This is a genomic window from Leptothrix cholodnii SP-6 (genome assembly GCF_000019785.1).
Lineage (GTDB): Bacteria > Pseudomonadota > Gammaproteobacteria > Burkholderiales > Burkholderiaceae_C > Sphaerotilus > Sphaerotilus cholodnii.
Map to the genome: position 1 here is coordinate 843,752 of NC_010524.1, position 23,318 is coordinate 867,069.

A 23,318-nucleotide genomic window follows, 5' to 3' on the forward strand; every position below is an offset into this window, starting at 1 on the left:
ACACCGGCCCGGTCCCTGCACCGCACACCGAAGGAATCACCATGTTCACGACCACCGCCGTCCACACCCACGCCCACACCCCGCAGCTCGCGACCCGCTTTGCCCGCAATACCCGTGTTCATCGCAGTGACACGCCGCTCGACGACGAGCAGATGCGCCACGCCGCGCCGTCGATCTTTGCCGAAGGCAAGCACGCCAGCCGCTCCGAGCGCTACACCTACATCCCGACCATCGACGTGCTGCGCGGCCTCAGGCGCGAAGGCTTCGAGCCCTTCATGGTCGCGCAGAGCCAGAGCCGCATCGAAGGCAAGACCGCGTACACCAAGCACCTGATCCGCATGCGCCACGCCGGCCAGGTCCAGGCCCGGGGTCGAGACACGGAGGCCCACGAGATCATCCTGATCAACAGCCACGACGGCGCCAGCGCCTACCAGATGCTCGCGGGTGTCTTCCGCTTCGTCTGCTGCAACGGCCTGGTGGTCGGCCAGACTGCGCACGACATCCGCATCCCGCACAAGGGCAACGTCCAGCACGACGTGATCGAGGGCGCCTACCGCGTGCTCGACGAGTTCGGTGCCGTCAGCGAGTCCACCACCGCCATGAAGGCGCTCACGCTCGACGGTGACGAGGAACAGGCCTTCGCCACCGCCGCCTTGGCGCTGCGTTTCGGCGAGCGCGTCGATGGGCAGAGCCCGGCGCCCGTCACCGCCGAACAGCTCACGCGGCCGCGCCGCATCGAGGACATCGGGTCCAGCTTGTGGAGCACCTTCCAGCGCGTGCAGGAGAACGCGCTGAGAGGCGGCCTGCCCGGCCGCAGTGCCCAGGGCCGCCGCATCGAGACCCGGCCGGTCGGCAGCATCGACCGCAGTGTCAGCATCAACCGCGCGTTGTGGATCCTGGCCGAGGAGATGCGCAAGCTGAAGGCCTGATCGATACCCCCGGCGATGGATCGGCCCCCAGATTCATCGCGCACAAGGACGCGCGTCGGCTCAACGATGGAGCCGGCGCGCGTTCGTCGTTTGTGGGCGCAGGGCAGGGTGCCAAAACGGCTCGCCGGCCGCGCGGCGGCCGGCTCGCGAGGCCCGGCAGCGACCCGTCGAGGGCCAGCCGCCGGCCAGCCTCCGTGCCCTGCATCCGACTCGACTTCGGGCACGCGTTCAGCGCCGGGTCGGTTCATCCTGCTGGCCCGGTTTCATCCCCTGAAGCTGGAGAGCTCCCATGAAGACCGTGGTCCTGTGCAACCAGAAGGGCGGTGTCGGCAAGAGCGCCGTCGCGACCCTGCTCGCCCACCACCTGGCCCAGCGTGGCCGACGCGTCCTGGCGATCGACCTCGATCACCAGGGCAACTTCACGCGACCCCTGCGCGCCAGCGGCCGGGCCGAACCCTCGGCCTGCACCGCCGATGCGCTGCTGACCGGCCCGGTGCCGCCGATGCCCCTGAGTCCTTTCGTGGTCGTGCCGGCCGATCGGGCGCTGCTGAACCTGGAACGTCAGCCCGACCAGCACACGCCGTTCGCGCGACGCTTTCGCAGCTTCCTGGCCAGCGTCGACGCGGCCTTCGACGTCTGCGTGGTCGACACCCACCCCAACCCGGACATCCGCGTCATTGCCGCACTGGTCTCGGCCGACTTCGCGCTGTCGCCGATCCAGCTCAACCAGGAGGCGCTCGATGGCGTCACCGGCCTGCTCAACCACGAGCGGGTGGGCTTGCGCAAGATCAAGGCGGTGCTCAACCCCAAGCTGACCCTGCTCGGCCTGCTGCCGACGCTGGTCGAGCCCACGCCCTTCCAGAAGGCCAATTTCCAGCAGGTGGTGATGTGCTACCACCCGCTGATGATCCGCGTCGGCGAGCGGCCGGGTGACTTCGCGGCCATCCCCAAGCGCTCGTGCATCGCCGAGGCCCAGGCGGCTGGCGAGGTGCTGTGGGAAATGAAGAAGACCGCCGCGCGCGACGCCTGGCGCGAGATCGAGCCCAGCCTGAGCCGCATCGCCGACCTGTTGGATGGCACCGATCGCGGCATCACTCCACACGCTCAGGAGGCGAGCCATGGCCCTGCAGCTTGAGGACCTGGTGGCGCTCGATGCACCGACGGCCGACGCCAGCGGCACGCCGCTGATGCTGGCGCTCGACGCCATCGACGAGGATCCGGAACAGCCACGCCGGGAATTCGACGAGTCCTCGTTGCAGGCGCTCGCCGACACGATTCGCGAGCGGGGCGTGCGCCAGCCGATCTCGGTGCGGCCGCACCCGGCTCAGCCGGGGCGATGGCTGCTGAACTTCGGGGCCCGGCGACTGCGCGCAGCACGCATGGCCGGGCATGCGCAGATTCCCGTCTTCGTCGATACCACGGCCGACCGCTACGACCAGGTGATCGAGAACGAGCAGCGCGAGGGCCTGCGGCCGCTCGAACTGGCGTTGTTCGTGCAGAAGCGCTTGGCACTCGGCGAGAGCCAGGCAGAGATCGCGCGCAAGCTGGGCAAGAGCCGGCAGTGGGTGTCGTTGGTGACCGCGATGATCGATCCGCCGGACTGGCTGATGCAGGCCTACCGGGAGGGCCGGTGTCGGGGGCTCAAGGAACTGCACGAATTGCGCAAGCTCCACGAGGGCCACCCGCAGCAGGTCGAGGCCTGGCAAAAGGATCAATCGGACATCACGCGCAGCAGCGTGCAGGCGTTGCGGGCAGACCTGGCCGTTGTCGCAGCAGACCCGCCGCCGATCGCTGTCGTCGTCACGACATCTCCAGAGCCATCAACTCCACGTGGTCTCAGTGCATCCGTCCAGGCCGTCACGACGACACCGACCCAGGCGGTGATCCAGCCCGACCCGATGCCCGTACAGAGCCGCGGACCGTTGAAGCTGCAGGTCGAGATGAATGAGCAGCGCTGCGAGCTGCTGGTGACGCTGCCGCCGGCTCAACTGGGACACGTCTACGTGAAGCGGCTCGATGGCGGTGAGGTCGTGCTGGCGCCGGCAGGGGCCCTGAAGCTGCTGGGGTTCATGTCTGACTGATGCGCGACGTCATCGAGGATGGGGCGCCGTTCGTGGCGCCCCTTTTTGATTGGCGCAGCGGGTGTGTCGTCAAACGGTTTGACAACGACGCGAGGTCAGCGAGCCGTGGCGACCCTTCGAGGGGCATGCGTCTGGCTTGCTGTCGATGAATCTGCCCCCGAAGTCATCGCTCCGAAGGACTCGAATCGAGTCCAGACTTCATGCAGAGGTGAGTGCAGAGATAGGCGCACTGGCGCCAGTTGTCGGACAGGGCCGACCTGCTCACCGAAAGTCTGGAGGTTCGGACATGGCCACATCCTCACGCGATCGGATCAGCGTGGATCTGCAAGGGCTCAAGGCCGCGCTGCTGGCGCGGGCCGAGGCGATGCACGTGTCGCCGTCGGAGGTCGTGCGGCAGGTGCTGTCGGAAGCGCTGCAGGCTCAGCCGTTGAGCCATCGAGAGTCGACGGGACGGCGTACACGCCGGTCCGTCACCGGCACGCAGCGTCTGTCCCTGCGCATGGACCACATGCATGTGCTGGCCCTGAACGACGCCGCACGGCGCTCCGGACTCAGCCTTGGCGAACACGTGGCCGGCTTGCTCGATGGCATCGCCGCATTGGGCGGGGAGGGCGATCGTGTTGGCAGCCTGACCGCCCTCGTCGCCTCGAACGCGGAGTTGTCGACCCTGAGCCGCGACATCCGCCATCTGACCCGTTTACTGGGGCGTGGTGAGGTGCAGGCGGCCCGGGTCTATCGCGAGCGGCTCGACAGCGTCGGCGACGAGGTGCGCGCTCACCTGCGGTTGGCATCGCAGGCATTGGCCGATCTGCGTCCACAGCGGGCGGCTGGCGGATCGGTCCGCTCGATTCGTTCGTGAACGACAGGAGCAGGGCATGACATTGCCTTCGAACATCGACGGCGTCCTCGTGCTGTGGGGCGACCGGCTCTTCTATCCCGGCAACCGGATCGTGCGCGGCGCAACGCCGAAGCTGTCGGCCGAGGCCCCCCGGCAGCGGGCGCGCGAGATACGGGCACGCATCGAGGCGACCGTGGTCCGACGCGCACCACAGGTGATGGTCAAGGTGACCGGCGGGGGGCGGGGCATGCGTGCGATCGCAGCGCACTTGCGCTACATCAGCAAGAACGGCCGGCTCGACATCGAGGACGAACTCGGGGATGTCCAGCGCGGCCAAGGGGCGCTGCACGACCGGGTCGACGACTGGCGCTACGGCGGCTCGTACATCGCAGACGAGGCGCCGCCGGGCCAGCGGCGCGAGGCCTTCAACATCATGCTGTCGATGCCGCGAGGCACCGACCCGCTGGCCGTGCAGCGCGCGGCCAGGGCCTTCGCGAAGGAGGAGCTCGGCGACCACAAGTACGTGATGGTGCTGCATGACCATCAGGCCAATCCCCATGTGCACGTTAGCGTGCGGGCGGAGTCGAGACACGGCAAGCGGTTGAACCCGCGCAAGGCGGACTTGGCGCGCTGGCGCGAGACTTTCGCCGAGAAACTGCGCGAGCTGGGCATCGATGCCGAGGCCAGCCGGCAGGCGACGCGGGGGAGCATGCGGACATCGGAGGCGCTGTGGCGCATCAAGGCACGAGAGGACGGCCGGCTGCATTCCGACAGTCGTCGGAGCGTCAAGTCGAGTCCGCGTGGCACGCGGGCCGAAGCGACCGAAGCCTGGATGCAGGTGGGCCGAGCCCTGGCCATGTCGGCCGACCCGACCGACCGCGACTTGGCGCGATCGATCACCGCGTTCATCCGCGAGATGCCGGCACGCCCACACGCCGAGCCGAGCCGCACGTCCGAGGTCAAGCCCGTGTCCAGGGCCATCGACATCGAACGTCTCCGGTGACCCGATGCTTGGGTGCACAACGACGTCACCCGGATCGGCCACAAGAGTGGTCGTCCCGGCGCAGGGCCATCAACACCTTTGTGGGCCTGGATGGGTGCATTGGGTGTGACGCGGCACACCGGCATCGTCAGCCCCGCACGCGTCAACCACCTCGTCGTGGAGTTGGCCCGCAGCCGGGCGCTCCACCTTGGCCACGGCAACCCCCGCCTCCAAGGCTGCGGCGACGCCCTTTCCCCTAAGGTGCCGTGTCACACGGCCAGAACATCAACGTCTCGCTGGCGTCGAGGTCACCCAGCGCGCGGCACCCCGTTGCCAATGTCTCCCGGTCCACGCCCAGGAACGCCAGTGGGTAGTGCAGCCGGTTGTCGATCTTCACCGCGAAGACTTCGCCCCTGTCTTCTGCCGGAGCAAGGTACTGACGCGTCAGTTCACAGTCCTGCGCGAGTCGTTCTCCGGGCACGACGAGGCTGTCCTTGACCCCGTGCACTCGTGCCGTCTCGCCAAGCGCGACGGCACCGGCCTTGCCGTCGGAAACCAGCGCCTGTGCGAAGGGCGAGGAAGACGACTTGGCAGGTGCCGCGGGGGTGGGGCGAACGCCTCGCGTTCCCGGTGCCCGCCGTCCTTGCATCACGCCGGCCAAGTGCGCGTCCTGAACGCCTCGACGAGGAAGTCGATCAGCATGTGCACCTTGGGTGTCACGTGCTTGCGCGTCGGGTAGACGGCGTAGACGTCCAGCTCCATCGAACGGAACTGCGGCAGCACCTCGACCAACGCGCCCGACATCAGCTCGGCGCCCACCAGAAATGTCGGCTGCAGCACGATGCCGCCGTGCGCCAGGGCGATGCTGCGGCAGGTGTCGCCGCTGTTGCTGCGCAGGCGTGGCGTGGCGTGATCTTCACCGTCACCGGCCCCTGCGGCCCGTCGAAGGCCCAGTTCTCGCCCAGCGACAGCAGGCTGTAGGCCATCACCGTGTGCGCGGCCAGCTCCGACGGATGGCTCGGTGTGCCGTGCCGGCGCAGGTAGTCGGGCGAGGCACACAGCACCAGCCGCGTCGACGTGAGCTTGCGGCTGACCAGCGACGAGGCCGGCAGCCGCGCGATGCGCACCGCGAGGTCGTAGCCCTCGTCGACCAGGTCGGCCACGCGGTCCGACAAGGTCACGTCGAGCGTCACCTTGGGATGCTGCGCCATGAACGCGGCCCACAGCGGCGCCAGGTGCAGCAGGCCGAAACTCACCGGCACGTTGACCTTGAGCTGCCCGACCGCCTCGCCGGCGTGCGACGTGATCTCGGCCTCGGCCTCCTCGAAGCCGGCGAGCAGCTCGCGGGCGCGGGCCAGGAAGACCTCGCCCTCCACGGTCAGCGACAGCCGGCGGGTGGTGCGGTTCATCAGCCGCACGCCCAGGTGCGATTCCAGATCGCCGACATGGCGCGAGATGGCCGCCTTCGACACCCCGAGGGCCTCGGCACCCGCGACGAAGCTGCCGGCGTCGATCACGGCCACGAAGGCCTGCAGGGCTTGGTATCGGTCCATGGCGGCAATTGTCTCGAATGACGAGACAGTTCATCTCATGAGGGGCAGTTTATCGATCGAAACGATGCTTCTAAAGTTCATCCATCGCAGCCATCCCGCTGCATCAACTGAAGGAAACGTCATGAAGATCACCGTTCTCGGCGCCGGCAACATGGGCTCAGCATTCGTCCAGCAACTCACCCGCGCCGGTCACCAAGTCAGCGTCACGGCGCGTGATGGCGCCAAGGCGGCGGCCGTCGCCGCGAAGTTTCCCGGCGCGATGGCCGTGCCGACCGCCGGCGCTGCAGTCGGTGCCGATGCAGTCGTGCTGGCCACCGGCTACGGCGACGCCGTGGCGGCGCTCACGTCGCTGGGCGATCTGACGGGCAAGGTCATCATCGACATCACCAACCCGCTGACGGCCGACTACATGGGCCTGACGATCGGCCACGACACCTCGGCCGCCGAGCAGATTGCCGCAGCCGTGCCGGGCGCACAGGTCGTCAAGGGCTTCAACACCGTGTTCGCGCAGGTGCTCACCGAAGGGCCGGACTTCGGCAACGGCCGCAAGGCCAGCGTCTTCGTCGCCAGCGACAGTGCACAGGCCAAGCAGACCGCGGCCGCCATCGCCGAGAGCCTCGGCTTCGAGGTCGTCGATGCCGGCGGCCTGAAGAACGCGCGCTACCTGGAGCCGCTGGCCGGCCTGAACATCTACCTCGGCTACGGCGCCGGGCTGGGCACGGCGATTGCGCCGACCTGGCTGCGCAAGGCCTGAATCGACCCGGACTGCGTCTTCCTGGATCCTCTCCATGAGCCAGACCGCCATCCGGGCCAACTGACATCTCCACGGAGTCCGACATGCAAGAGGCCCTGATCCTCCATCGCCCCGCCACGGCGGCCACTCAGCTGGTCCTGCTCTTTCACGGCGTGGGTTCCAGCCCCGAGAATCTGGGCCCCCTGGGCCAGGCCTTGGCGGTGCATCGGCCGCAGGCCTGCATCGTCAGCGTGCGCTCTCCCGATGCATCTGACTTCGGCTCGGGCTGGCAGTGGTTCTCGGTGCAGGGCGTGACCGAGGCCAACCGCCCGGACCGCGTCGCCGCGACGATGTCGCGCTTCGTCGCCACGGTGCAGCACTGGCAGCAGGAGACCGGCTTGAGCGCGGCCGCCACGACGTTGCTGGGCTTCTCGCAGGGCGCGATCATGGCGCTGGAGTCCACCCAACAACCGACGCCGCTCGCCGCGCGCATCGTGGCGATCGCCGGCCGCTACGCCCAGCCGCCGCGGGTCGCGCCTGCGTCCACGCAGGTTCACCTGATGCACGGTGACGCTGACCCCGTGATGCCCGTGCGCTTGAGCGTCGACGCGCTGGCGCAGTTGCAGGGGCTGGGTGCCCAGGCCACGCTCGACCGCTTCCCCGGCCTCGGTCATGGCATCGACACCCGCGTGCTGGACAAGATCGTCGAGCGGCTTCGCGATTAGGGCCTGTCTGACGGACAGATCACCCGATCTCGACGAAGAAGGACGCGAGAAGGATGCCTTGGCGTTCCAGGTCGTCAGACGCCGAGGTATTGGTGGACGATGTCGGGCTGCGCCCGCAGGGCATCGGAGTCCCCATGCCACACGACACGGCCCTTCTCGAGCACATAGTGCCGGTCCGCCAGGCCGAGCAATCGCCTCACGTTCTTGTCGATGACGATCTGGGCCAGGCCCGTGCGTTTCAGCTCGGCCAGCGTGCGCCAGATTTCCTCCCGGATCACTGGGGCCAGGCCTTCGGTTGCCTCGTCGAGAACCAGCAGTCGGGGATTGGTCATCAAGGCCCGGCCGATGGCGAGCATCTGCTGCTCTCCGCCCGAGAGTTGCCAGCCGAGGTTGTTTCGACGCTCCTTCAGCCTGGGCCAGAAGGTGTAGACCCGATCGAGCGTCCAGGCGTTCGTACCACTGTCTGAACGAGAGGGCCTTGCAGTGGCAATCAGGTTTTCCTCGACCGTGAGGTCGGTGAAGATTTGACGCCCCTCCGGTACCAGCGCGAGCCCTCTGCGAGCGATTCGATGAGAAGGCTGTCCGATGGTCTGCAGTCCGTCGACTTCAATCGCCCCGCCGGTGGCGGGCAGCATGCCGAACAGGCACTTGATGGTGGTCGAGCGACCCATGCCATTGCGACCCAGCAGCGTGATGACTTGTCCAGGAAAGACATCGAACGACACGTCGAAGAGCACTTGCGCGCGGCCATAACTGGCCTGCAAGCCACGCACGCAGAGGTAGGGTTGATTCATGGTTGGGCCTTCAGTCGGCTTCTTCGCCGAGATAGACGGCGCGAACCTCGGGATGTGCACGGATCTCGGCAGGCGTGCCGGTGAACAGCACGCGGCCGTAGACCAGCACGGTGATTCGATCGGCCAGTGAGAAGACCGCATCCATGTCGTGCTCGACCAGCAGGATCGTGTACCGGCGCTTCAGGCTGTGCAGCAAGGCGATGACGGCAGCCGATTCCTGCACGCTCATGCCGGCCATCGGTTCGTCGAGCAGCAGGAACTTCGGCTGCGCTGCGAGTGCCATCGCCAGTTCAAGCTGGCGTCGCTGACCATAGGCCAGCTCTCCCGCAGGGATGTCGGCCTGCGCGGTCAGACCCGCCGCGGCGATCGCCTCGTCAGCAGCCGAGCGAACCGCCGCATCGGCGAGCATCGGCCGCCAGAATCGCCAGGCGTTTCGCTTGGCGCCCAGGGTTGCGAGCGTCGCGTTCTCGCGCACCGAGAACTCGTCGAAGATCGACGTGATCTGGTACGAACGCAGCAGGCCGGCGCGGGCCCGCTGAGCGACCGACAGGGCGCCGATGTCGTGTCCGTCGAGGCGGATGCGCCCTTCGCTGGGCTGGAGTTCGCCGCTCAACTGGTTGATCAGCGTCGTCTTGCCGGCGCCATTCGGGCCGATCACCGCGTGGAGTTCACCGGGACGGATGTCGAGCGACACATGATCCGTCACCAGCAGCGCCCCGAAGCGCTTGACCAATCCTTCTGTCTGCAGCGCCACCATCACGCACCTCCATCGGCAATGACAGGTGCCGCCGACTCGGCGTGTCCTGCGGTCGAACGCTTCCAATTGCCGAGGCTCTCCAGCAGGCCGACAGCGCCGCGCCGCCCGACCAGCGCCATCAGCACGATCAGTGGACCGAAGATTGCCATCCAGTGTTCGGTGAGACCCTTGAGCACCTCTTCCAGGCCGAGGAAGAGCAAGGCACCGACCAGCGGACCGAACACCGTTCCGATGCCACCCAGCACCACCATCACGATCAGCTCGCCGGAGACGGTCCAGGCCATCGAACTGGGCGATGCATACGCGTTCAGGTTGGCGAGCAGCAGACCCGCCACACCACTGATGGCGCCGGAGATGATGAAGGCAACCAGCTGCAGCTTCTGCGCCTGCAGTCCGATCGCGTTGATGCGCCGCGCGTTCTGGCGTGCGCCCCGAAGGGCCATGCCGAACGGCGCCGATCGAAGGCGTGCCATCCACCATGTGACCATGGCGAGAACGGCCCATGCCGCGGCGTACAGCACGTGTGACGAGCCGAGGTTCACCGAGCCGAACGCGCTGGTGGTCGAGACGGCAAGTCCATCGTCCCCACCGTACTGCTTGAGGCTAACGAGCAGGAAGTAGCCCATCTGTGCAAATGCGAGCGTGATCATGATGAAAGCCATTCCGGATGTCCGCAGACTGATCGCACCGATCACCAGTGCCCCCACGCTGCAGACCACCAGACACAGTGCCAGGTGCACCCACCCGCTTTCAATGCCGTGGAAGGCCGGCAACGCGACGGCGTAGCTGCCCAGGCCGAGAAAGAGCGCGTGCCCGAAGCTGACGAGCCCGCCGTAGCCCAGCGCCAGGTTGAGCGCCGTCGCGGCGATGGCGTAGATGACGATGCGCGCGAAGAACGAGGTCCAGAAGGGTTGTTCCAGCGCACTGGCGATGAACGGCACGGTCGCGAGGCCGATGAAGAGCAGCAGCGGGATCGCCGTGGCCGGACGAGTCAGGTTGAGTGTCATGTGCGACTCCTGTCAGCTGCGACGGGCGGGAAAGAGACCCTGAGGGCGCAGTGCGAGGACCAGCGCCATCAGCAGGTAGATGCTCATCGAGGCCAGTGCCGGGCCGGCCGCGTCGGCGATCGAGCGTTCGGCGACCTGCCGCAGCAGCAGGGGCAGGAACACCCGTCCGAGCGTATCCACCAGGCCGACGATGAGTGCGGCGTAAAGCGCGCCGCTGACAGAACCGATGCCGCCGATCACGATCACCACCAGCGTGGTGATCAGTACCGGTTCGCCCATGCCCGATTGCACCGACAGCACGGGACCGGCCATCGCCCCTGCCAGGCCGGCGAGCATGGCGCCCACACCGAAGAGCATGGCATTGAGCAGGCCGATGTTCACGCCGAGGGCACCGACCAGTTGCGGGTTCTGAGCGCCAGCGCGGATCAGCATGCCGATGCGCGTCTTGTTGATGAGCAGATGTGAGCCCACCGCGACCAGCAATCCGGTGAAGATGATGGCGAAGCGATAGGACGGGTAGCTGAACCCGACGATATCGACCGTCCCGCTCAGCACCTCCGGCACCTGGACAAACAGGGGTTGTGGTCCCCACACCATCCGCACCATCTCGTTGAAGAACATCACGAGTCCGAAGGTCGCGAGCACATGGTCGAGGTGATCTCGCCGATACAGGCGCGAGACGATCGACACCTCCAGCACCAGGCCGATCAGCAAGGCTGTGCCCATGGCCGCCAGAATCGCCAGCACGAAGGAGCCCGTGGCGTCATAGGCAATCGCTGCCGCATAGGCGCCCAGCATGTACAGAGAGCCATGGGCCAGGTTCACGAAGCTCATGATCCCGAACACCAGCGTCAGGCCCGCCGCCAGCAGGAACAGCAGGACGCCGTACTGCAGGCCGTTGAGCAGCTGAGCCAACAGCAGCGTTGCACTCATCTCGATCCCCTCAGGGCAGCGTGCACTGCGTGGCGTACGGATCGGCGTGAGCCGCCAGCGGCGTGCCGATCAGCCTGGTGGCGAGCTTGCCGCCGGTGCGCGTGGTCTCGAAAGCGTAGTAGTCCTGGATCGGCATGTTGTTCTTGCCGAAGCGGAACGGACCCCGCACGGACTTGAACTCGGCTCCGGCGGCCTTCACCGCCGCGGCGAGCTTCTTGCTGTCGCCACCGGCCTTGCGCAACGCGACATCCAGCAGCGTGGCCGCATCGAAACCGGTCGCGGCATACAGACTGGGCGTGCGTTTGTACTTGCTCTCGAAGGCAGCCACGAACTTGCGGTTCTCGGCTGTGTCGAGGGCTGCGTCATACATCGCGCCACTGATCGTCCCGACTGCTGCCTCGCGCAGTGACGGCAGTGTCGTGCCGTCGACCGTGAAGACGGAGTACAGCGGCACCTTGCCGGTCATGCCGGCCTGGCCCATCTGCTTCACGAAGTTGATGCCCATGCCGCCCGGGTAGAAGACGAACACGGCGTCGGGCTTGGCGGCCTGAAGCTGCGCCAGCTCGGCCGAATAGTCGGGCTGGTTGACCTGCGTGTAGACCTCGTCGACGACCTCTCCCTTGTAGAACCGCTTGAATCCGGCCAGCATGTCCTTGCCGGCCTGGTAGTTCGGCGCCATCAGGTAGATGCGCTTGATGCCTCGATCCTGGGCGAACTTGCCCATCGATTCGGCCGCACCATCGTTCTGCCAGGCCAGAGAAAACACATTGGCCTTGCACTGGGCGCCGGCAAGAGGCGACGGCCCGGCATTGGTGGTGATGGCGACCACGCCCGACTCGGCCAGCCGCGGCAGGCTGGCCATCAGCACGTTCGAGAACGACAGCCCGACGATCGCGTCGACCTTGTCCTTGTCGATCAGCTTGCGCACGATCTGCTGGCCGATTTCAGGCTTGAGCTGATCGTCCTCCTTCAGCACGGTGGTCGGTTGACCGCCGAGTTTGCCGCCGAACTGTTCGACAGCGAGCATGAAGCCGTCGATCTGGTCCTGGCCGACGAGCGCCTGCGGTCCGGACAATGGGGCCATGAAGCCGATGGTTGCCGCGTTTGCAGCCGCCATGAAGGCGGTGCAGGCGGTGGCAATCACGGCACAGCGAGCAGTGCGAAAAGTCATCTCTGTCTCCTTGTACGGGCGAACGAATCCCCGGTGCCGTCTGGATCGGCACCGGATGGAAAGAGTCGGGGGAATTCAGTCGAGCTGCAGGTACACGCGCTGACCCTCGATCTTCACGGGGTAGCTGCGCAATGCATCGGTCACCGGTGCACAGGTCGGCTTGCCATCACGCACGTCGAACTTGCCCTGGTGCAGCGGGCACTCGATCTCGTGGCCTTCGAGGAAGCCGTCGCACAGGCGCGCCTGCCCGTGCGTGCAGATGTTGTCGGTGGCGTAGACCTCGTCACCCACGGTGTAGACCGCGATGTCGCGGCCGGCGACGACGACGCCGATGACGTCGTCGGCAGGCAGATCATCGGCCGACAGTGCGTCGACCCAGTTGGTGTTGCTCATCGTCGGCCTCAGATGGGATAGATGATCGAATTGGGGATCATCTCGGTGTCGTAGATGCATACACGTGATGCGAACTTCAATCCGGCCTGGGTGCGCACCACCGTGTCCAGGTAGCGGCCGACGTTGAACACGGTCGAGGGCTCCGACAGCTTGGTGCGGAACACCGCGTAGTTCGACTCGCAGCTGATGCGGCCTTCGGCCACGCTGCGGATCACCGGCAGGCCGACCACGTGGCGCTGGTAATAGGGATCGTGGAACAGCGTCTCCCGGATGCCGTAGATGCGGTCTTTCAGCATGCCCTTGCTGCTGAACGACAGCGTGGCCAGCGGGAAGCCGCGCTCGTGGTTCTCGCGCGGCTGCAGTCGGTAGATGCAGTCGTCGGCGAAGAACTCGGGCCACAGGTCCCAGTTGCCGGAATCGACCGCGCTGGCGTAGTCGGCGTGCAGCTGGGTCAATGCGAGCCAGTCTTCGAAGGGGATGTTCGTGCTCATGGCTCAGGCCTCCATCACGTCGCGCCAGTAGCGGTACATGCCGCGGATCAGCGTCTCGGTCACCATGTGTTCGGTGTTCTCGACCGTGTGCCCGCCCAGTTCGGCGACGGCGCGGTGGAAGGGCTTGCTCTCGAAGGCCTGCTGCGAGAACTCGATCACCTCGCCGTCGTCGGCCGAGACGAAGCCGGCCGGGCCGAACAGGTTGGCCTGGGTCAGCCGGCGCTGCGTCATCTCTTCGCTGTCGTCCTCGAAGCCGAAATGCGTCCAGACGAAGTCGAAGCTGCCGTGGCCGTCGGGCTGGATGTGGCGGGTGCTGACGCTGTTGACCTGCTGCTGCAGGATCACGCTCGGGAAGATCGTCGTCATCACCGCCGTCGGCCCGCCCCACCAGGGCTCGGGCACGATGTCGATGAAGCTCGGGTCGTTGAGCTTCATCTCTTCCTTGAAGCTCGACACCTGCGTCACCTGCCCGGCCTTGCCGCCCTGGCCGCGCGTCGAGATCATCGCCGCATGGCGGTGCTTGTCGTCCATCCTCAGTTGCGACTTGTTGTCGGCGCGCCAGAGGCCGAAGGTGACGAACCAGGTGTGCAGCAGGCCCGGGTGATACGGGTCCTTGATGTTCTCCTGCATCAGCTTCCAGTTGCCCGGGATGCGCTGGCGGTTGTAGCCCAGGATCTTGAGCTTGCGGCCGTTGAAGAGGCGATCGAAGTAGCCGAGGATGGTCGGGCCGAGGTAGTCCTCCAGAGACTCGACCTCATGGTCGAAGGACGCGAACACGACCCCGCCGCGGCTGGCGACCTTCAGCTTGGTCAAGCCGTGATCGGTGGTCTTGAAATCTGCCGGCATGCCGCCGTGCACCTGGCCGTCCTGCTTGACGCCGCGGCGAAACGGCACGCCCTGCAGATCGCCCTTGAGCGTGTAGTTCCACTGGTGATACGGGCAGACGAATTCCTTGCTGTTGCCGTGACGCTCGCGGCAGAAGCGCATGCCGCGGTGCGCGCAGACGTTCTCGACCACGTTGATCGCGCCGTCGGCATCGCGCACCAGGATCACCGAACGTTCGCCGATCACCGTGCGCTTGTAGTCGCCCGGATTCGGCACCTCGGCCTCCAGGCCGACGTAGCACCAATGGCTGTTGTAGAAGAAGCGTTCGAGCTCCTTCTTGTAGATCTCGTCGCTGGTGTAAGCCACGAATGGGATGCGGTGCGTGCCGTCGCCCTCCCAGTGCGCCTCGGTCGGAAAGACCGTCGATGTCTCGCTCATGCTTGTCTCCGTTTTAGATGGAAAGGTCGATCAGGCGTCGACCCGGACTTCGATCTCGCCCATGCCGGCAATGCCGCCGCGCAGGGTGTCCCCGGCCACGACCGCATTCACGCCCTCGGGCGTCCCGGTCATGATGATGTCGCCCGGCTCGAGTGCCTCGTACTCCGACAGGTAGGCGATGCATTCGGCCACCGACCAGATCAGCTTGTCGATGTCGGACGACTGTCGTGGCTGGCCGTTGACGGTCAAGGTGATCGCGGCTGAGCTCGGATGCCCGATGTCCTGGGCGCGGTGCAACGCCCCGATCGGTGCCGATTTGGTAAAGGACTTGCCGAACTCCCACGGCCGGCCCTTGTCGCGCGCTTCGAGCTGCAGGTCACGCCGGGTCATGTCCAGGCCTACGGCATAACCGTAGACATGCTCGAGCGCTGTGGCGATGCCGATGTCCCGGCCGCCCTTGCCGATCGCAATCACCAGTTCGATCTCGTGGTGGTAGTTCCGGGTCTTGGGCGGGTACGGCACGCTGGCAGGGCGCGCCGCATCGACCGCAGCCGCTGCCGGCTTCATGAAGAAGAACGGCGGGTCGCGATCCGGATCCTTGCCCATTTCTCGGGCATGGGCGGCGTAGTTGCGGCCGACGCAGAAGATCCGGTTCACCGGAAAGCGCTCGTCGCGCCCGGCGACGGTCAGTGTGTAGAGCGGAGGAGCCTCGACGGCGAGCTGCATGATCGATCCTTCAGTCGTGAGAGTCACAGGCGCTGTTCGCGCCACAAGCCGAGTGCCTGTTGCACCGGGCGGTCAGAGAAACTGAACAGCAATGCATCCCGGTCGGCACGCAGTTGCAGCGTGTGCCATGAGGGCACGACGAAGACGTCGTTTTCCTGGAAGCGCCAGGTCTGGTCGCCTACCTTCGCCTCACCGCCTCCTTCCAGGCACACGTGAACAGTGCCGTCGGTGCAGCGGTAGGGGCGGGTCTCGAACCCCGCTGGCAACCATTGCGCGAATGCGCCGATCGTCGGCATCGGCGAAGCGCCGGTTGCCGGATTCACGTACCGCAGCTTGAAACCTTGGTGGGAGTCCGGTGTCCCCTTCGCGATCCCCCGCAGCGAAGAGCGCGTGCGATCGAAGGGGTAGACGAAGACGCGGGTCGGATCGGCCGGCTTGGGCTGGTAGTCCATCGGGACCATGTTGGAACCGTAGCGGGCCAGCGCATCCCCTTCAGGCCTCAGAGTCTGCTGAGACGACTGCTCGCTCTTTTCGGCGAAGCCGGCATCGAGGAATCGGACGGTGGGAATGTCGAGACCGTCGAGCCACACGACCGGCTGGTCGCCCAGGTTGCCGTGGTCGTGCCAGGTCCAGGCTGGCGTGATGATGAAATCACCTCGGCGCATGGTCGTGCGCTCGCCGTCGACGGCTGTGTATGCCCCTTCACCGTCCAGCACCAGGCGCAGGGCCGACTGAGTGTGCCGATGCGCCGGGGCCACCTCGCCGGGCATGATCAACTGCAGGCCGGCATAGAGCGACTGCGTGATGCACGACTGGCCGCGCAGCGCCGGGTTTTCCAGTATCAGGACCCGGCGCTCGGCCTCTTCGGCCGTGATCAGGCGGCCGGCCTCCATCACCTGATCACGCAATTCGGCGTAGCGCCACAGCGCCGCCTGTGCGGGTGAATGCGGCTGGGGCGGTACCAGCGCACCGAGTACCTCCCACAGAGGCGTCATGTTGCGGTTGCCGATGCGCTCGTAGTAGGCGGTGCGCGCGCGTAGCGCGTCGTCAGTCAGGGTTGCGGCGTGCATGAAGATGCTCCTCAGGTGCCTTGGGTGTAGAACGCGTCGGCGTAGACGTGCTCGGGGGCGATGCCCTTGCGCCTGGCCACCAGCATCGTCGACTCCACCATCGGCGGCGAGCCGCACAGGTAAGCGCGCCAATCGGTGAGGTCGCCGAGGTCCTGCTCGATCGCTTCGGTGACCAGGCCGCAGCGCTGGGTGGCCGGGTCGCCGCCGGAGCTCACCACCACGTGGACCTTCAGCGCCGGATGCGCCTGCGCCAGATGCGCCAGCCAGTCCAGCCCGTAGACGTCACGCGGCGACCGCACGCCGAAGTACAAGTGGATCGGATTGCGCATGCCGTCGGAGATGGCGCCGCGAAGGATCGACAGGATCGGCGCAAGCCCGGTGCCGCCGGCGACGCACAGCATCGGCCCCTCGTGCTTGCGGCGCAGGTAGGCCGAGCCGAGCGGGCCGCTGACCCGCACCGGATCGCCGAGCTTCAGATCATTGGCGATGTAGCCGGTGACCCGGCCATCGGGCACGAGTCGCACGTGGAATTCGAACTCGCCGTCATCGCATACGCCCGCCATCGAATAGGGCCGCACGTGTTCGGGCGTGAACTGCAACTGCACGTACTGGCCGGGCGAAAACGCCACCGGCTTGGCCGGCTTGAGCCGCAGGCGCTTGATGTCGTGCGTCAGGTCCTTGATCGAGGTCACCGTCGCTTTGACGATGCGTGCGGGGTGGACGACGATCTCGTCGGGCTCCTGGATCTCGATGGTGCACGGTTCGGTGATGTAGGTGCGGCAAGCGAGCACGTAGCCCTCGTCACCATCGAGCGGGCGTTGCTGCTCGCGCGCGCCGTCGAGCACCTCGCCGTCCAGGATCTTGCACCGGCAGGTGCCGCAGCGCCCGGCCATGCACGAGTACGACATCGGCACCTGCGCGGCCTGCAGGGCCTCGAGCAGATTGGCGCCCGGTTCGACCTGGATGACGCGGTTCAAGGGTTGGATCAGGACTTCCATGGGCAGACCACATGCGGTCGAATTCGGATGAGCGAATGGTGGCCGCCTCTAATGAATCAGCCAATAGAATGGATTGAATGTTCAACATCACAGGCAGTGATGAAGAGGGGTGGTCATGGAGCTCAGCGAGATCGATCTGAACCAGCTGGTGCTGTTCCAGCAGTTGATGGTCGAGCGCCGCGTCTCGAAGGTGGCCGAGAACCTGGGGCTGACGCAGCCGGCTGTCAGCAACACGCTGGCCAAGTTGCGGCGCCTGTTCGGCGACGACCTGTTCCTGCGCACGCCCTCCGGCATGGTGCCCACGCCGTTTGCCGAGCAGCTCGCGGAACCCGTGGGCTACGCCCTGGCGATGATCCACAGCGGCCTGAACCAGCAGGTCCGTTTCGATCCTGCCAGCGTCAAGCGTTCAGTGACGATCGGCATGACCGACATCGGCGAGATCGTCTTCCTGCCCAAGCTGGTGGAGCGGCTCAGCCGCGAAGCGCCGGGCATCACGCTCAACACCGTGCGCAACACGGCGGTCAACCTGCGTGACGACATGGAGTCCGGCAAAGTCGATCTGGCCATCGGGCTGCTGCCGCAGTTGAAGGCCGGGTTCTTCCAGCGGCGGCTGTTCCGGCAGCGGTATGTCTGCCTGTTCCGTCGCGGGCATGCGGTCGACAAGAAGAAGCTGAGCCTGGCCGACTTCCGCGCCGCGGAACACCTGGTGGTGGTGTCGGCGGGCACCGGCCACGGCAAGGTCGACGAACTGCTGCAGCGCGCCGGCGTCGAGCGGGTCGTGCGGCTCACGGTGCCGCACTTCGTCGGCGTCGGCCACATCCTGCAGGGCACCGACCTGGTCGCCACGGTGCCCGAGCGGCTGGCGCAGCGGCTGGCCGATCCGTTCGGCCTGGCCTGGCTGCCACACCCGGTCAAGCTGCCCGAGGTCGCGATCAACGTCTTCTGGCATGCCAAGGTGCACCGCTCGCCGGCCAACCAGTGGCTGCGCAGCCTGGTCTTCGACCTCTTCACGGACGGCAGCAGCGAGCCCGAGGCCACAGCCTGATTCCGGGCCGCTCGATGCGCGGCACATTGCGCGGCACATCACGCCGCGTGATGGCGCACATTCGTTGCACCCCATAGCCGACAGCCGCGCTCTGGGGGACCATCGGCCCGACCGAGGTACCTTGTCGATGACGCAACTCCCGACCCTCCCGTTCTATTCAACGCAGGCCGAGCGTGTCGAGAGGGCACGTCGACGTTATTTCGACGAAGGCCTGCCACCGTCAGGCATCGTCAGTGATGCCGTCTTCCAGTCGTGGGCGCGATGCCAGCGGCTGCATGCCCAGCCGTCTGCCAAGGTGGTGTTCCAGCCGGTGACGGCGAGTCGCACCCATCTGGCCCTGCAGAGAAACCGGGCCCTGCACGAGGCCTGGCTGGAAGAACTGCCGCAACTGCGGGCCATTCTGGGGACGACCTCTTGCGCCGCGATGCTGACCGACGCCACCGGCGTGATGATCGGCGCCAGCTGCGCCGGCCGCGCGCACGAGCAGCTGATGCCGGTGGCCACGCGCATCGGGGTCAACCTGTCCGAAGAGGCCGTCGGCACCACGGCGCCGGGTGTCGTGGCGCGCACCGGTCAGCCGGTCTGCGTGCAGGGCGCTGAACACTTCTTCGACGGTGTCCGGGCGATGCACTGCGCGGCCGCGCCCATCCGCGATGTGCAAGGGCGCCTCGCGGGTGTGCTCGACATCTCCAGCGAATCGATTCCCTTCAGCTTCGACGTCGCCTCGGTGGTCGGCCTGTATGCCGGCGCGATCGAAAACCGCCTGCTGATCGCGCAGGCCGGCGAGCACCTGATCCTGCGGCTGCAGGTGGCACCGTCGCTGCTGGATTCGCCCATGGCGGGGCTGATCGGCATCGACACCGCGGGGCGACTGGTCTGGCGCAACGCGGTGGCGTCGCGCCTGCTGGGCCTGCCCCCGGCGCAGCAGCACGACGTCTGCGCGTCGGTCGAGACCGCGCTCGGCGCGCGCATCTCGGAGCTGGCCTCGCTGCCCCGATCGGAAGCGGCGGCCCTCAAGCTGCCCAACGGGCTGATGGTCTGGGCCCGCTCCGAAATGAGGGCGCCCGACGGTCATCGCCAGGTGGTTCCGGCCTTCCCCATGGCCCCACCGATTACGCCGGTTTCGGAGCCCGCCATCGAGCCGGTCCCGGCCGAAGCAGAAGCGGCGGCCGATCCGTCACCGTCCAAGGCCATGGCGCGGGCAGAAGGCTTGACCACGTTGCGCGACTCGGACCGCGACCTCGTCGCCCGTGCGCTGGCGGATTGCGGCGGCAATGTCTCCAAGGCGGCCAAGAAGCTGGGGGTTTCGCGCGGTCTGATCTATCGGCGACTGCAAGGCCAGGCGCGCTCGTCGACCGCCATCGGCGCGCCGAGTGTTCTCAATCGGAACAACTCGGACGCCCTGGGATAACCCGATGTATCGGTGACTGGACCGGTCCTCGTACCGTTCGCCGCGATGTTGTCCCGGGCCCTGACCGAGAGACGACAGGAGACAAGCCCATCCGCCCACTCGCAGGTAGAACGCACGATGTACACGAATTCCAGCGCCCGACACGCGCCCGATCCCGACACCCTCCTGGAGCGCCTCGAGCACGCCCTGATCGCCGGTCGCCTCAACCGGCGCGGCTTCATCAAGGCGGTCACCGCTGCCGGTCTGGTCAGCACCGGCCTGCCGGCGCTGGCCGACGAACTCGACGCCATCCGCGCCAACCAGAACGAGCGCGCCGCAGCGCTGCTGCCGGCCTACGACTACGTCGTCATCGGCACCGGCAGCGCCGGCTCCGCCCTGGTGGGCCGCCTGGCCGCCCAGCGCAACGCCAGCATCCTGGTGATCGAGGCCGGCGACTGGGACACTGCGCCGTCGGTGCTAGACCCCGGTGTCTGGTTCACTAACCTCGGCTCCGAGCGCGATTGGCAGGACGTGGCGATCCCGTCTGCCGGCACCAACAACCGTGCCATTCCCGAGCACATGGGCAAGGTCGTCGGCGGCGGCAGCAGCATCAACGCGACGATCTGGGCGCGCCCCTTCAAGAGCGACCTCGAGCACTGGGCGCAGGTGAGCGGTGACGCCGCCTGGGGCTATGAACATGGTCTGTCGATCTATCGCCGCATGGAGAACTGGCAGGGCAAGCCGGACGCGCGCTATCGCGGCCAGGGCGGCCCGGTGTGGTGCCAGCCCGCACACAACCCGCATCCCGCAGCGACCGCGATGCTGGCCGCCTGCCGCAGCCTCGGCCTGCCGGTGCTCGACGACCAGAACGGCGCACGCGAGGAAGGCGCCGGCGGCTTCGCGCTGATGAACCAGATCATCCGCGACGGCCGCCGCCAGAGCATCGCGCGGTCCTACCTGTATCCCGTGCTGGCGCAGAAGAACGTCACGCTGCTGGTCAAGACTCATGTCGATCGGCTGACCTTCTCGGGCACCCGCGCCACCGGCGTCGAGATCAGCCTCGCAGGGGCAACGCGCCGCATCGAGGCGAAGTCCGAGGTGATCGTCTGCTCGGGCGGCATCAACACGCCCAAGCTGCTGATGCTCAGCGGCATCGGCAACGAGGCCGACCTGCGTGCCCACGGCATCAAGACCCTGGTGAACGCACCCGAGGTCGGCCAGAACTTCCAGGATCACCTGCTGCACGGCGGCTGCATCTGGGAGCCGAAAGAACACATTCCCCACCGCAACAGCGCGGCCAACGCGGCGGGTTTCATCAAGAGCGATGCCCGCCTGGCCACGCCCGACCTCAACCTGGTACAGATCGAATTGCCCTATGCCAGCGATGTCGTCGGCAAGCAGTATTCGCCGCCGAACACCAGCTGGGCCCTGTGCGCCGGCCTGGTGGCGCCGAAGAGCCGCGGCGCGATCAAGCTGCGCTCGGCCAACCCGACGGATCGGCCGATCGTCGACGCACGTTTCCTGAGCCATCCCGACGACGTCAAGGCGCTGGCCCACGGCATCGAGGTCTGCCGCGAGATCGGCAACTCCGCCGCGATGCGCGACTTCGTCAAGCGTGAAGTCGCCCCGGGCCAGAAGCTCACCGGCCAGCCGATGGAAGACTTCGTGCGCAACGGCGCCACGACCTATTTCCACCAGGCCGGCACCTGCCGCATGGGCCGCGACGCCCAGGCCGTGGTCGACGCCCAGCTGCGCGTGAACGGCGTGCAGAACCTGCGCATTGCCGACAGCTCGATCATGCCGCGCATCCCCGGCGTGGCCACGATGGCCACCTGCGCGCTCATCGGTGAGCGCATGGCTCAAATCCTGGGCAAGAGTGCCTGACAGCGCCACCCGCACCCATCACACACAAGGCAAACGACATGGACACCCAACTTCTGATCGACAACCTGGCGCGCAGCGCCAAGGACGGCGCCACCTTCGAACGCCGCCACCCCACCAGCGGCAGCGTCGTGACCACGGCCGCAGCCGGCAGCGTCGACGACGCGATCGCGGCGGTCGACTCGGCGAGCACCGCCTACAAGAGCTGGCGGCGCTCGGCGCCCAGCGAGCGCCGTCGCATCCTGCTCAAGGCCGCCGATGCGCTCGAAGCACGCACGCCGGCATTCATCGAAGCCATGGCGGCGGAGGTCGGTGCCTCCGCGCTGTGGGCCGGCTTCAACGTCTACCTGGCGGCCAACCTGTTCCGCGAGGCGGCTTCATTGGCCACGCAGATCCAGGGCGAGACCATCCCGACCGACAAGCCCGGTGCGCTGTCGATGACGGTGCGCCAGCCGGTCGGCGTGGTGCTCAGCATCGTGCCGTGGAACGGCCCGGTGGTGCTGGCCGCACGTGCCATCGCCTATCCGATCGTCTGTGGCAACACGGTCGTGTTCCGTGCCTCGGAATCGAGCCCGAAGACCCACATGCTGGTCGCCGAGGCACTGGTCGAGGCCGGCCTGCCCGCCGGCGTGCTGAACGTGCTGACCAACGCGCCGCAGGACGCGCCCGAGGTCATCGACGCGCTGATCGCACACAAGGCGGTGCGCCGCATCAACTTCACCGGCTCGACGCGGGTCGGCCGCATCATTGCCCAGAAGGCGGCGACGCATCTCAAGCGCTGCCTGCTCGAACTCGGCGGCAAGTCGCCGCTGGTGGTGCTCGACGACGCCAACGTCGACGAGGCGGTCAAGGCCGCCGTGTTCGGCTCGTTCCTGTACCAGGGGCAGATCTGCATGTCGACCGAGCGCATCGTGGTCGACGAATCGATCGCGGACGAGTTCGTCGCCAAGTTCGCCGCCCGTGCCCGCGAGCTGCCCTGTGGCGACCCGATCAAGGAGCCGGGCTGCGTGATCGGCCCGATGATCGTCAAGGAGTCGGGTGCCCGCCTGAACGCGATGATCGACGACGCCCTCGGCAAGGGCGCCCAGCTCGCCTGCGGCGGCTACGCCGACGGCGCGCGCATGCCCGCGACCATCGTCGACCATGTCAAGCCGGGCATGAAGATCTACGACGAGGAGACCTTCGGCCCGATCACCACGGTGGTCCGCGTGCAAGGCGTCGACCAAGCGATCGCGACGGCCAACGACACCCCCTACGGACTGTCGTCGGGCGTGTTCGGCCGCGATGTCACGCGTGCGCTGGCGGTGGCGATGGAGCTCGAATACGGCTCGGTGCACGTCAACGGCGCCACCGTGCAGAACGAGGCCCAGGCTCCGTACGGCGGCACCAAGGACAGCGGTTACGGCCGCTTCGACGGCCGCGCGGTGATCGACGAGTTCACCGAACTGAAGTGGCTGACGATCGAGCCCTCGGTCCAGCAGTACCCGGTCTGATCGAGACCTGACCCGTGCATGGCGGCATCACCACCCGTCCATGCACACCACCGGGCGCAGAGTGC

Annotated in this window: 25 protein-coding genes and 1 pseudogene; 11 read left to right on the forward strand and 15 right to left on the reverse strand. The window is 67.0% G+C overall.

Going from position 1 to position 23,318, the window contains the following annotated elements; translation table 11 throughout:
- The first annotated feature begins 41 nt into the window (after window positions 1-41).
- The 5 genes from LCHO_RS03910 to LCHO_RS03930 all read left to right on the forward strand — a co-directional run bounded on the left by LCHO_RS03910 (window position 42) and on the right by LCHO_RS03930 (window position 4,851).
- On the forward strand, window positions 42-929 hold the full coding sequence (locus LCHO_RS03910; protein WP_012345816.1) for a DUF932 domain-containing protein: 888 nt from the start codon (window positions 42-44) through the stop codon (window positions 927-929).
- Between the two features lie 289 nt (window positions 930-1,218).
- Window positions 1,219-2,064 carry a ParA family protein gene (locus tag LCHO_RS03915; protein WP_012345817.1) on the forward strand — a complete coding sequence of 282 codons (846 nt, stop codon included), beginning with the start codon at window positions 1,219-1,221 and terminating at the stop codon, window positions 2,062-2,064.
- Window positions 2,048-3,010 carry a ParB/RepB/Spo0J family partition protein gene (locus LCHO_RS03920; protein ID WP_012345818.1) on the forward strand — a complete coding sequence of 321 codons (963 nt, stop codon included), beginning with the start codon at window positions 2,048-2,050 and terminating at the stop codon, window positions 3,008-3,010. Before LCHO_RS03915 ends, LCHO_RS03920 begins: the two co-directional genes overlap by 17 nt.
- Window positions 3,011-3,296: 286 nt before the next feature.
- Window positions 3,297-3,869 carry a hypothetical protein gene (locus LCHO_RS03925; protein ID WP_012345819.1) on the forward strand — a complete coding sequence of 191 codons (573 nt, stop codon included), beginning with the start codon at window positions 3,297-3,299 and terminating at the stop codon, window positions 3,867-3,869.
- A 16-nt stretch (window positions 3,870-3,885) separates the two neighbouring features.
- Window positions 3,886-4,851, forward strand: coding sequence for a relaxase/mobilization nuclease domain-containing protein (locus tag LCHO_RS03930; protein ID WP_012345820.1), 966 nt, complete (start codon window positions 3,886-3,888; stop codon window positions 4,849-4,851).
- 235 nt (window positions 4,852-5,086) lie between these two features.
- Here LCHO_RS03930 and LCHO_RS23280 read toward each other — a convergent pair whose 3' ends face one another.
- From LCHO_RS23280 to LCHO_RS03940, 3 genes are read right to left on the reverse strand one after another with little or no spacing between them, the layout of a single operon-like run.
- On the reverse strand, window positions 5,087-5,491 hold the full coding sequence (locus tag LCHO_RS23280; protein WP_150105410.1) for a hypothetical protein: 405 nt from the start codon (window positions 5,489-5,491) through the stop codon (window positions 5,087-5,089).
- Window positions 5,479-5,727 carry a LysR substrate-binding domain-containing protein gene (locus tag LCHO_RS24235; protein ID WP_338033670.1) on the reverse strand — a complete coding sequence of 83 codons (249 nt, stop codon included), beginning with the start codon at window positions 5,725-5,727 and terminating at the stop codon, window positions 5,479-5,481. Before LCHO_RS24235 ends, LCHO_RS23280 begins: the two co-directional genes overlap by 13 nt.
- The gene (locus LCHO_RS03940; protein ID WP_338033654.1) at window positions 5,634-6,383 is read right to left on the reverse strand and encodes a LysR family transcriptional regulator; all 750 of its coding nucleotides are present in this window, start codon (window positions 6,381-6,383) and stop codon (window positions 5,634-5,636) included. Before LCHO_RS03940 ends, LCHO_RS24235 begins: the two co-directional genes overlap by 94 nt.
- Window positions 6,384-6,504: 121 nt before the next feature.
- On the opposite strand from LCHO_RS03940, the gene LCHO_RS03945 reads away from it, so the two are divergent.
- Both LCHO_RS03945 and ypfH read left to right on the forward strand, forming a co-directional pair.
- Window positions 6,505-7,137: an NADPH-dependent F420 reductase gene (locus LCHO_RS03945; RefSeq protein WP_012345822.1), complete on the forward strand. Its 633-nt coding sequence runs from the start codon at window positions 6,505-6,507 to the stop codon at window positions 7,135-7,137.
- An 83-nt stretch (window positions 7,138-7,220) separates the two neighbouring features.
- Window positions 7,221-7,841, forward strand: coding sequence for an esterase (gene ypfH, locus LCHO_RS03950; RefSeq protein ID WP_012345823.1), 621 nt, complete (start codon window positions 7,221-7,223; stop codon window positions 7,839-7,841).
- Window positions 7,842-7,915: 74 nt separating this feature from the next.
- Here ypfH and LCHO_RS03955 read toward each other — a convergent pair whose 3' ends face one another.
- The 12 genes and pseudogenes from LCHO_RS03955 to LCHO_RS04005 all read right to left on the reverse strand — a co-directional run bounded on the left by LCHO_RS03955 (window position 7,916) and on the right by LCHO_RS04005 (window position 17,444).
- Window positions 7,916-8,635, reverse strand: a complete 720-nt coding sequence (locus tag LCHO_RS03955) for an ABC transporter ATP-binding protein (protein ID WP_012345824.1) — start codon at window positions 8,633-8,635, stop codon at window positions 7,916-7,918.
- Window positions 8,636-8,645: 10 nt separating this feature from the next.
- Window positions 8,646-8,873, reverse strand: coding sequence for an ABC transporter ATP-binding protein C-terminal domain-containing protein (locus LCHO_RS24275; protein ID WP_420805703.1), 228 nt, complete (start codon window positions 8,871-8,873; stop codon window positions 8,646-8,648).
- A gap of 6 nt (window positions 8,874-8,879) precedes the next feature.
- Window positions 8,880-9,326 (reverse strand): annotated as a pseudogene (locus tag LCHO_RS24280) (ATP-binding cassette domain-containing protein); the annotation flags it as partial.
- Window positions 9,327-9,391: 65 nt separating this feature from the next.
- A complete protein-coding gene (locus LCHO_RS03965; RefSeq protein ID WP_012345826.1) occupies window positions 9,392-10,399 on the reverse strand; it encodes a branched-chain amino acid ABC transporter permease in 1,008 nt (335 codons plus the stop codon).
- A gap of 12 nt (window positions 10,400-10,411) precedes the next feature.
- Window positions 10,412-11,332 carry a branched-chain amino acid ABC transporter permease gene (locus LCHO_RS03970; protein WP_012345827.1) on the reverse strand — a complete coding sequence of 307 codons (921 nt, stop codon included), beginning with the start codon at window positions 11,330-11,332 and terminating at the stop codon, window positions 10,412-10,414.
- Window positions 11,333-11,342: 10 nt separating this feature from the next.
- The gene (locus LCHO_RS03975; RefSeq protein ID WP_012345828.1) at window positions 11,343-12,503 is read right to left on the reverse strand and encodes an ABC transporter substrate-binding protein; all 1,161 of its coding nucleotides are present in this window, start codon (window positions 12,501-12,503) and stop codon (window positions 11,343-11,345) included.
- Window positions 12,504-12,578: 75 nt separating this feature from the next.
- The gene (locus tag LCHO_RS03980) at window positions 12,579-12,896 is read right to left on the reverse strand and encodes a non-heme iron oxygenase ferredoxin subunit (RefSeq protein ID WP_012345829.1); all 318 of its coding nucleotides are present in this window, start codon (window positions 12,894-12,896) and stop codon (window positions 12,579-12,581) included.
- An 8-nt stretch (window positions 12,897-12,904) separates the two neighbouring features.
- Window positions 12,905-13,387 (reverse strand): aromatic-ring-hydroxylating dioxygenase subunit beta, encoded by a 483-nt coding sequence (locus LCHO_RS03985; protein WP_012345830.1) that lies wholly within the window; start codon window positions 13,385-13,387, stop codon window positions 12,905-12,907.
- A gap of 3 nt (window positions 13,388-13,390) precedes the next feature.
- The gene (locus LCHO_RS03990) at window positions 13,391-14,650 is read right to left on the reverse strand and encodes an aromatic ring-hydroxylating dioxygenase subunit alpha (protein ID WP_012345831.1); all 1,260 of its coding nucleotides are present in this window, start codon (window positions 14,648-14,650) and stop codon (window positions 13,391-13,393) included.
- A 30-nt stretch (window positions 14,651-14,680) separates the two neighbouring features.
- Window positions 14,681-15,376, reverse strand: coding sequence for a fumarylacetoacetate hydrolase family protein (locus LCHO_RS03995; protein ID WP_012345832.1), 696 nt, complete (start codon window positions 15,374-15,376; stop codon window positions 14,681-14,683).
- 23 nt (window positions 15,377-15,399) lie between these two features.
- Window positions 15,400-16,446, reverse strand: a complete 1,047-nt coding sequence (gtdA, locus tag LCHO_RS04000) for a gentisate 1,2-dioxygenase (protein ID WP_012345833.1) — start codon at window positions 16,444-16,446, stop codon at window positions 15,400-15,402.
- A gap of 11 nt (window positions 16,447-16,457) precedes the next feature.
- Window positions 16,458-17,444, reverse strand: coding sequence for a 2Fe-2S iron-sulfur cluster-binding protein (locus tag LCHO_RS04005; protein WP_012345834.1), 987 nt, complete (start codon window positions 17,442-17,444; stop codon window positions 16,458-16,460).
- 115 nt (window positions 17,445-17,559) lie between these two features.
- Here LCHO_RS04005 and LCHO_RS04010 point away from each other — a divergent pair, with 115 nt between their 5' ends.
- The 4 genes from LCHO_RS04010 to LCHO_RS04025 all read left to right on the forward strand — a co-directional run bounded on the left by LCHO_RS04010 (window position 17,560) and on the right by LCHO_RS04025 (window position 23,253).
- The gene (locus LCHO_RS04010; protein WP_012345835.1) at window positions 17,560-18,489 is read left to right on the forward strand and encodes a LysR family transcriptional regulator; all 930 of its coding nucleotides are present in this window, start codon (window positions 17,560-17,562) and stop codon (window positions 18,487-18,489) included.
- A gap of 127 nt (window positions 18,490-18,616) precedes the next feature.
- Complete coding sequence (locus tag LCHO_RS04015; protein ID WP_012345836.1) at window positions 18,617-19,900, forward strand: GAF domain-containing protein; 1,284 nt, start codon at window positions 18,617-18,619, stop codon at window positions 19,898-19,900.
- 117 nt (window positions 19,901-20,017) lie between these two features.
- The gene (locus LCHO_RS04020; protein WP_012345837.1) at window positions 20,018-21,763 is read left to right on the forward strand and encodes a GMC family oxidoreductase; all 1,746 of its coding nucleotides are present in this window, start codon (window positions 20,018-20,020) and stop codon (window positions 21,761-21,763) included.
- A gap of 38 nt (window positions 21,764-21,801) precedes the next feature.
- Window positions 21,802-23,253: an aldehyde dehydrogenase gene (locus tag LCHO_RS04025; RefSeq protein WP_012345838.1), complete on the forward strand. Its 1,452-nt coding sequence runs from the start codon at window positions 21,802-21,804 to the stop codon at window positions 23,251-23,253.
- The last annotated feature ends 65 nt before the right edge of the window (window positions 23,254-23,318 follow it).

Coding starts and splice junctions, on each gene's coding strand:
- gtdA (WP_012345833.1), bottom strand. CDS start 16,446: ATGCACGCCGCAACCCTGACTGACGACGCGCTACGCGCGCGCACCGCC.
- LCHO_RS03995 (WP_012345832.1), bottom strand. CDS start 15,376: ATGCAGCTCGCCGTCGAGGCTCCTCCGCTCTACACACTGACCGTCGCC.
- ypfH (WP_012345823.1), top strand. CDS start 7,221: ATGCAAGAGGCCCTGATCCTCCATCGCCCCGCCACGGCGGCCACTCAG.
- LCHO_RS03925 (WP_012345819.1), top strand. CDS start 3,297: ATGGCCACATCCTCACGCGATCGGATCAGCGTGGATCTGCAAGGGCTC.
- LCHO_RS04010 (WP_012345835.1), top strand. CDS start 17,560: ATGGAGCTCAGCGAGATCGATCTGAACCAGCTGGTGCTGTTCCAGCAG.
- LCHO_RS24275 (WP_420805703.1), bottom strand. CDS start 8,873: ATGGCCGGCATGAGCGTGCAGGAATCGGCTGCCGTCATCGCCTTGCTG.
- LCHO_RS03990 (WP_012345831.1), bottom strand. CDS start 14,650: ATGAGCGAGACATCGACGGTCTTTCCGACCGAGGCGCACTGGGAGGGC.
- LCHO_RS03970 (WP_012345827.1), bottom strand. CDS start 11,332: ATGAGTGCAACGCTGCTGTTGGCTCAGCTGCTCAACGGCCTGCAGTAC.
- LCHO_RS04025 (WP_012345838.1), top strand. CDS start 21,802: ATGGACACCCAACTTCTGATCGACAACCTGGCGCGCAGCGCCAAGGAC.
- LCHO_RS03985 (WP_012345830.1), bottom strand. CDS start 13,387: ATGAGCACGAACATCCCCTTCGAAGACTGGCTCGCATTGACCCAGCTG.
- LCHO_RS03940 (WP_338033654.1), bottom strand. CDS start 6,383: ATGGACCGATACCAAGCCCTGCAGGCCTTCGTGGCCGTGATCGACGCC.
- LCHO_RS03955 (WP_012345824.1), bottom strand. CDS start 8,635: ATGAATCAACCCTACCTCTGCGTGCGTGGCTTGCAGGCCAGTTATGGC.
- LCHO_RS03945 (WP_012345822.1), top strand. CDS start 6,505: ATGAAGATCACCGTTCTCGGCGCCGGCAACATGGGCTCAGCATTCGTC.
- LCHO_RS04020 (WP_012345837.1), top strand. CDS start 20,018: ATGTACACGAATTCCAGCGCCCGACACGCGCCCGATCCCGACACCCTC.
- LCHO_RS03915 (WP_012345817.1), top strand. CDS start 1,219: ATGAAGACCGTGGTCCTGTGCAACCAGAAGGGCGGTGTCGGCAAGAGC.
- LCHO_RS03980 (WP_012345829.1), bottom strand. CDS start 12,896: ATGAGCAACACCAACTGGGTCGACGCACTGTCGGCCGATGATCTGCCT.
- LCHO_RS03910 (WP_012345816.1), top strand. CDS start 42: ATGTTCACGACCACCGCCGTCCACACCCACGCCCACACCCCGCAGCTC.
- LCHO_RS04015 (WP_012345836.1), top strand. CDS start 18,617: ATGACGCAACTCCCGACCCTCCCGTTCTATTCAACGCAGGCCGAGCGT.
- LCHO_RS03920 (WP_012345818.1), top strand. CDS start 2,048: ATGGCCCTGCAGCTTGAGGACCTGGTGGCGCTCGATGCACCGACGGCC.
- LCHO_RS03930 (WP_012345820.1), top strand. CDS start 3,886: ATGACATTGCCTTCGAACATCGACGGCGTCCTCGTGCTGTGGGGCGAC.
- LCHO_RS04005 (WP_012345834.1), bottom strand. CDS start 17,444: ATGGAAGTCCTGATCCAACCCTTGAACCGCGTCATCCAGGTCGAACCG.
- LCHO_RS03975 (WP_012345828.1), bottom strand. CDS start 12,503: ATGACTTTTCGCACTGCTCGCTGTGCCGTGATTGCCACCGCCTGCACC.
- LCHO_RS03965 (WP_012345826.1), bottom strand. CDS start 10,399: ATGACACTCAACCTGACTCGTCCGGCCACGGCGATCCCGCTGCTGCTC.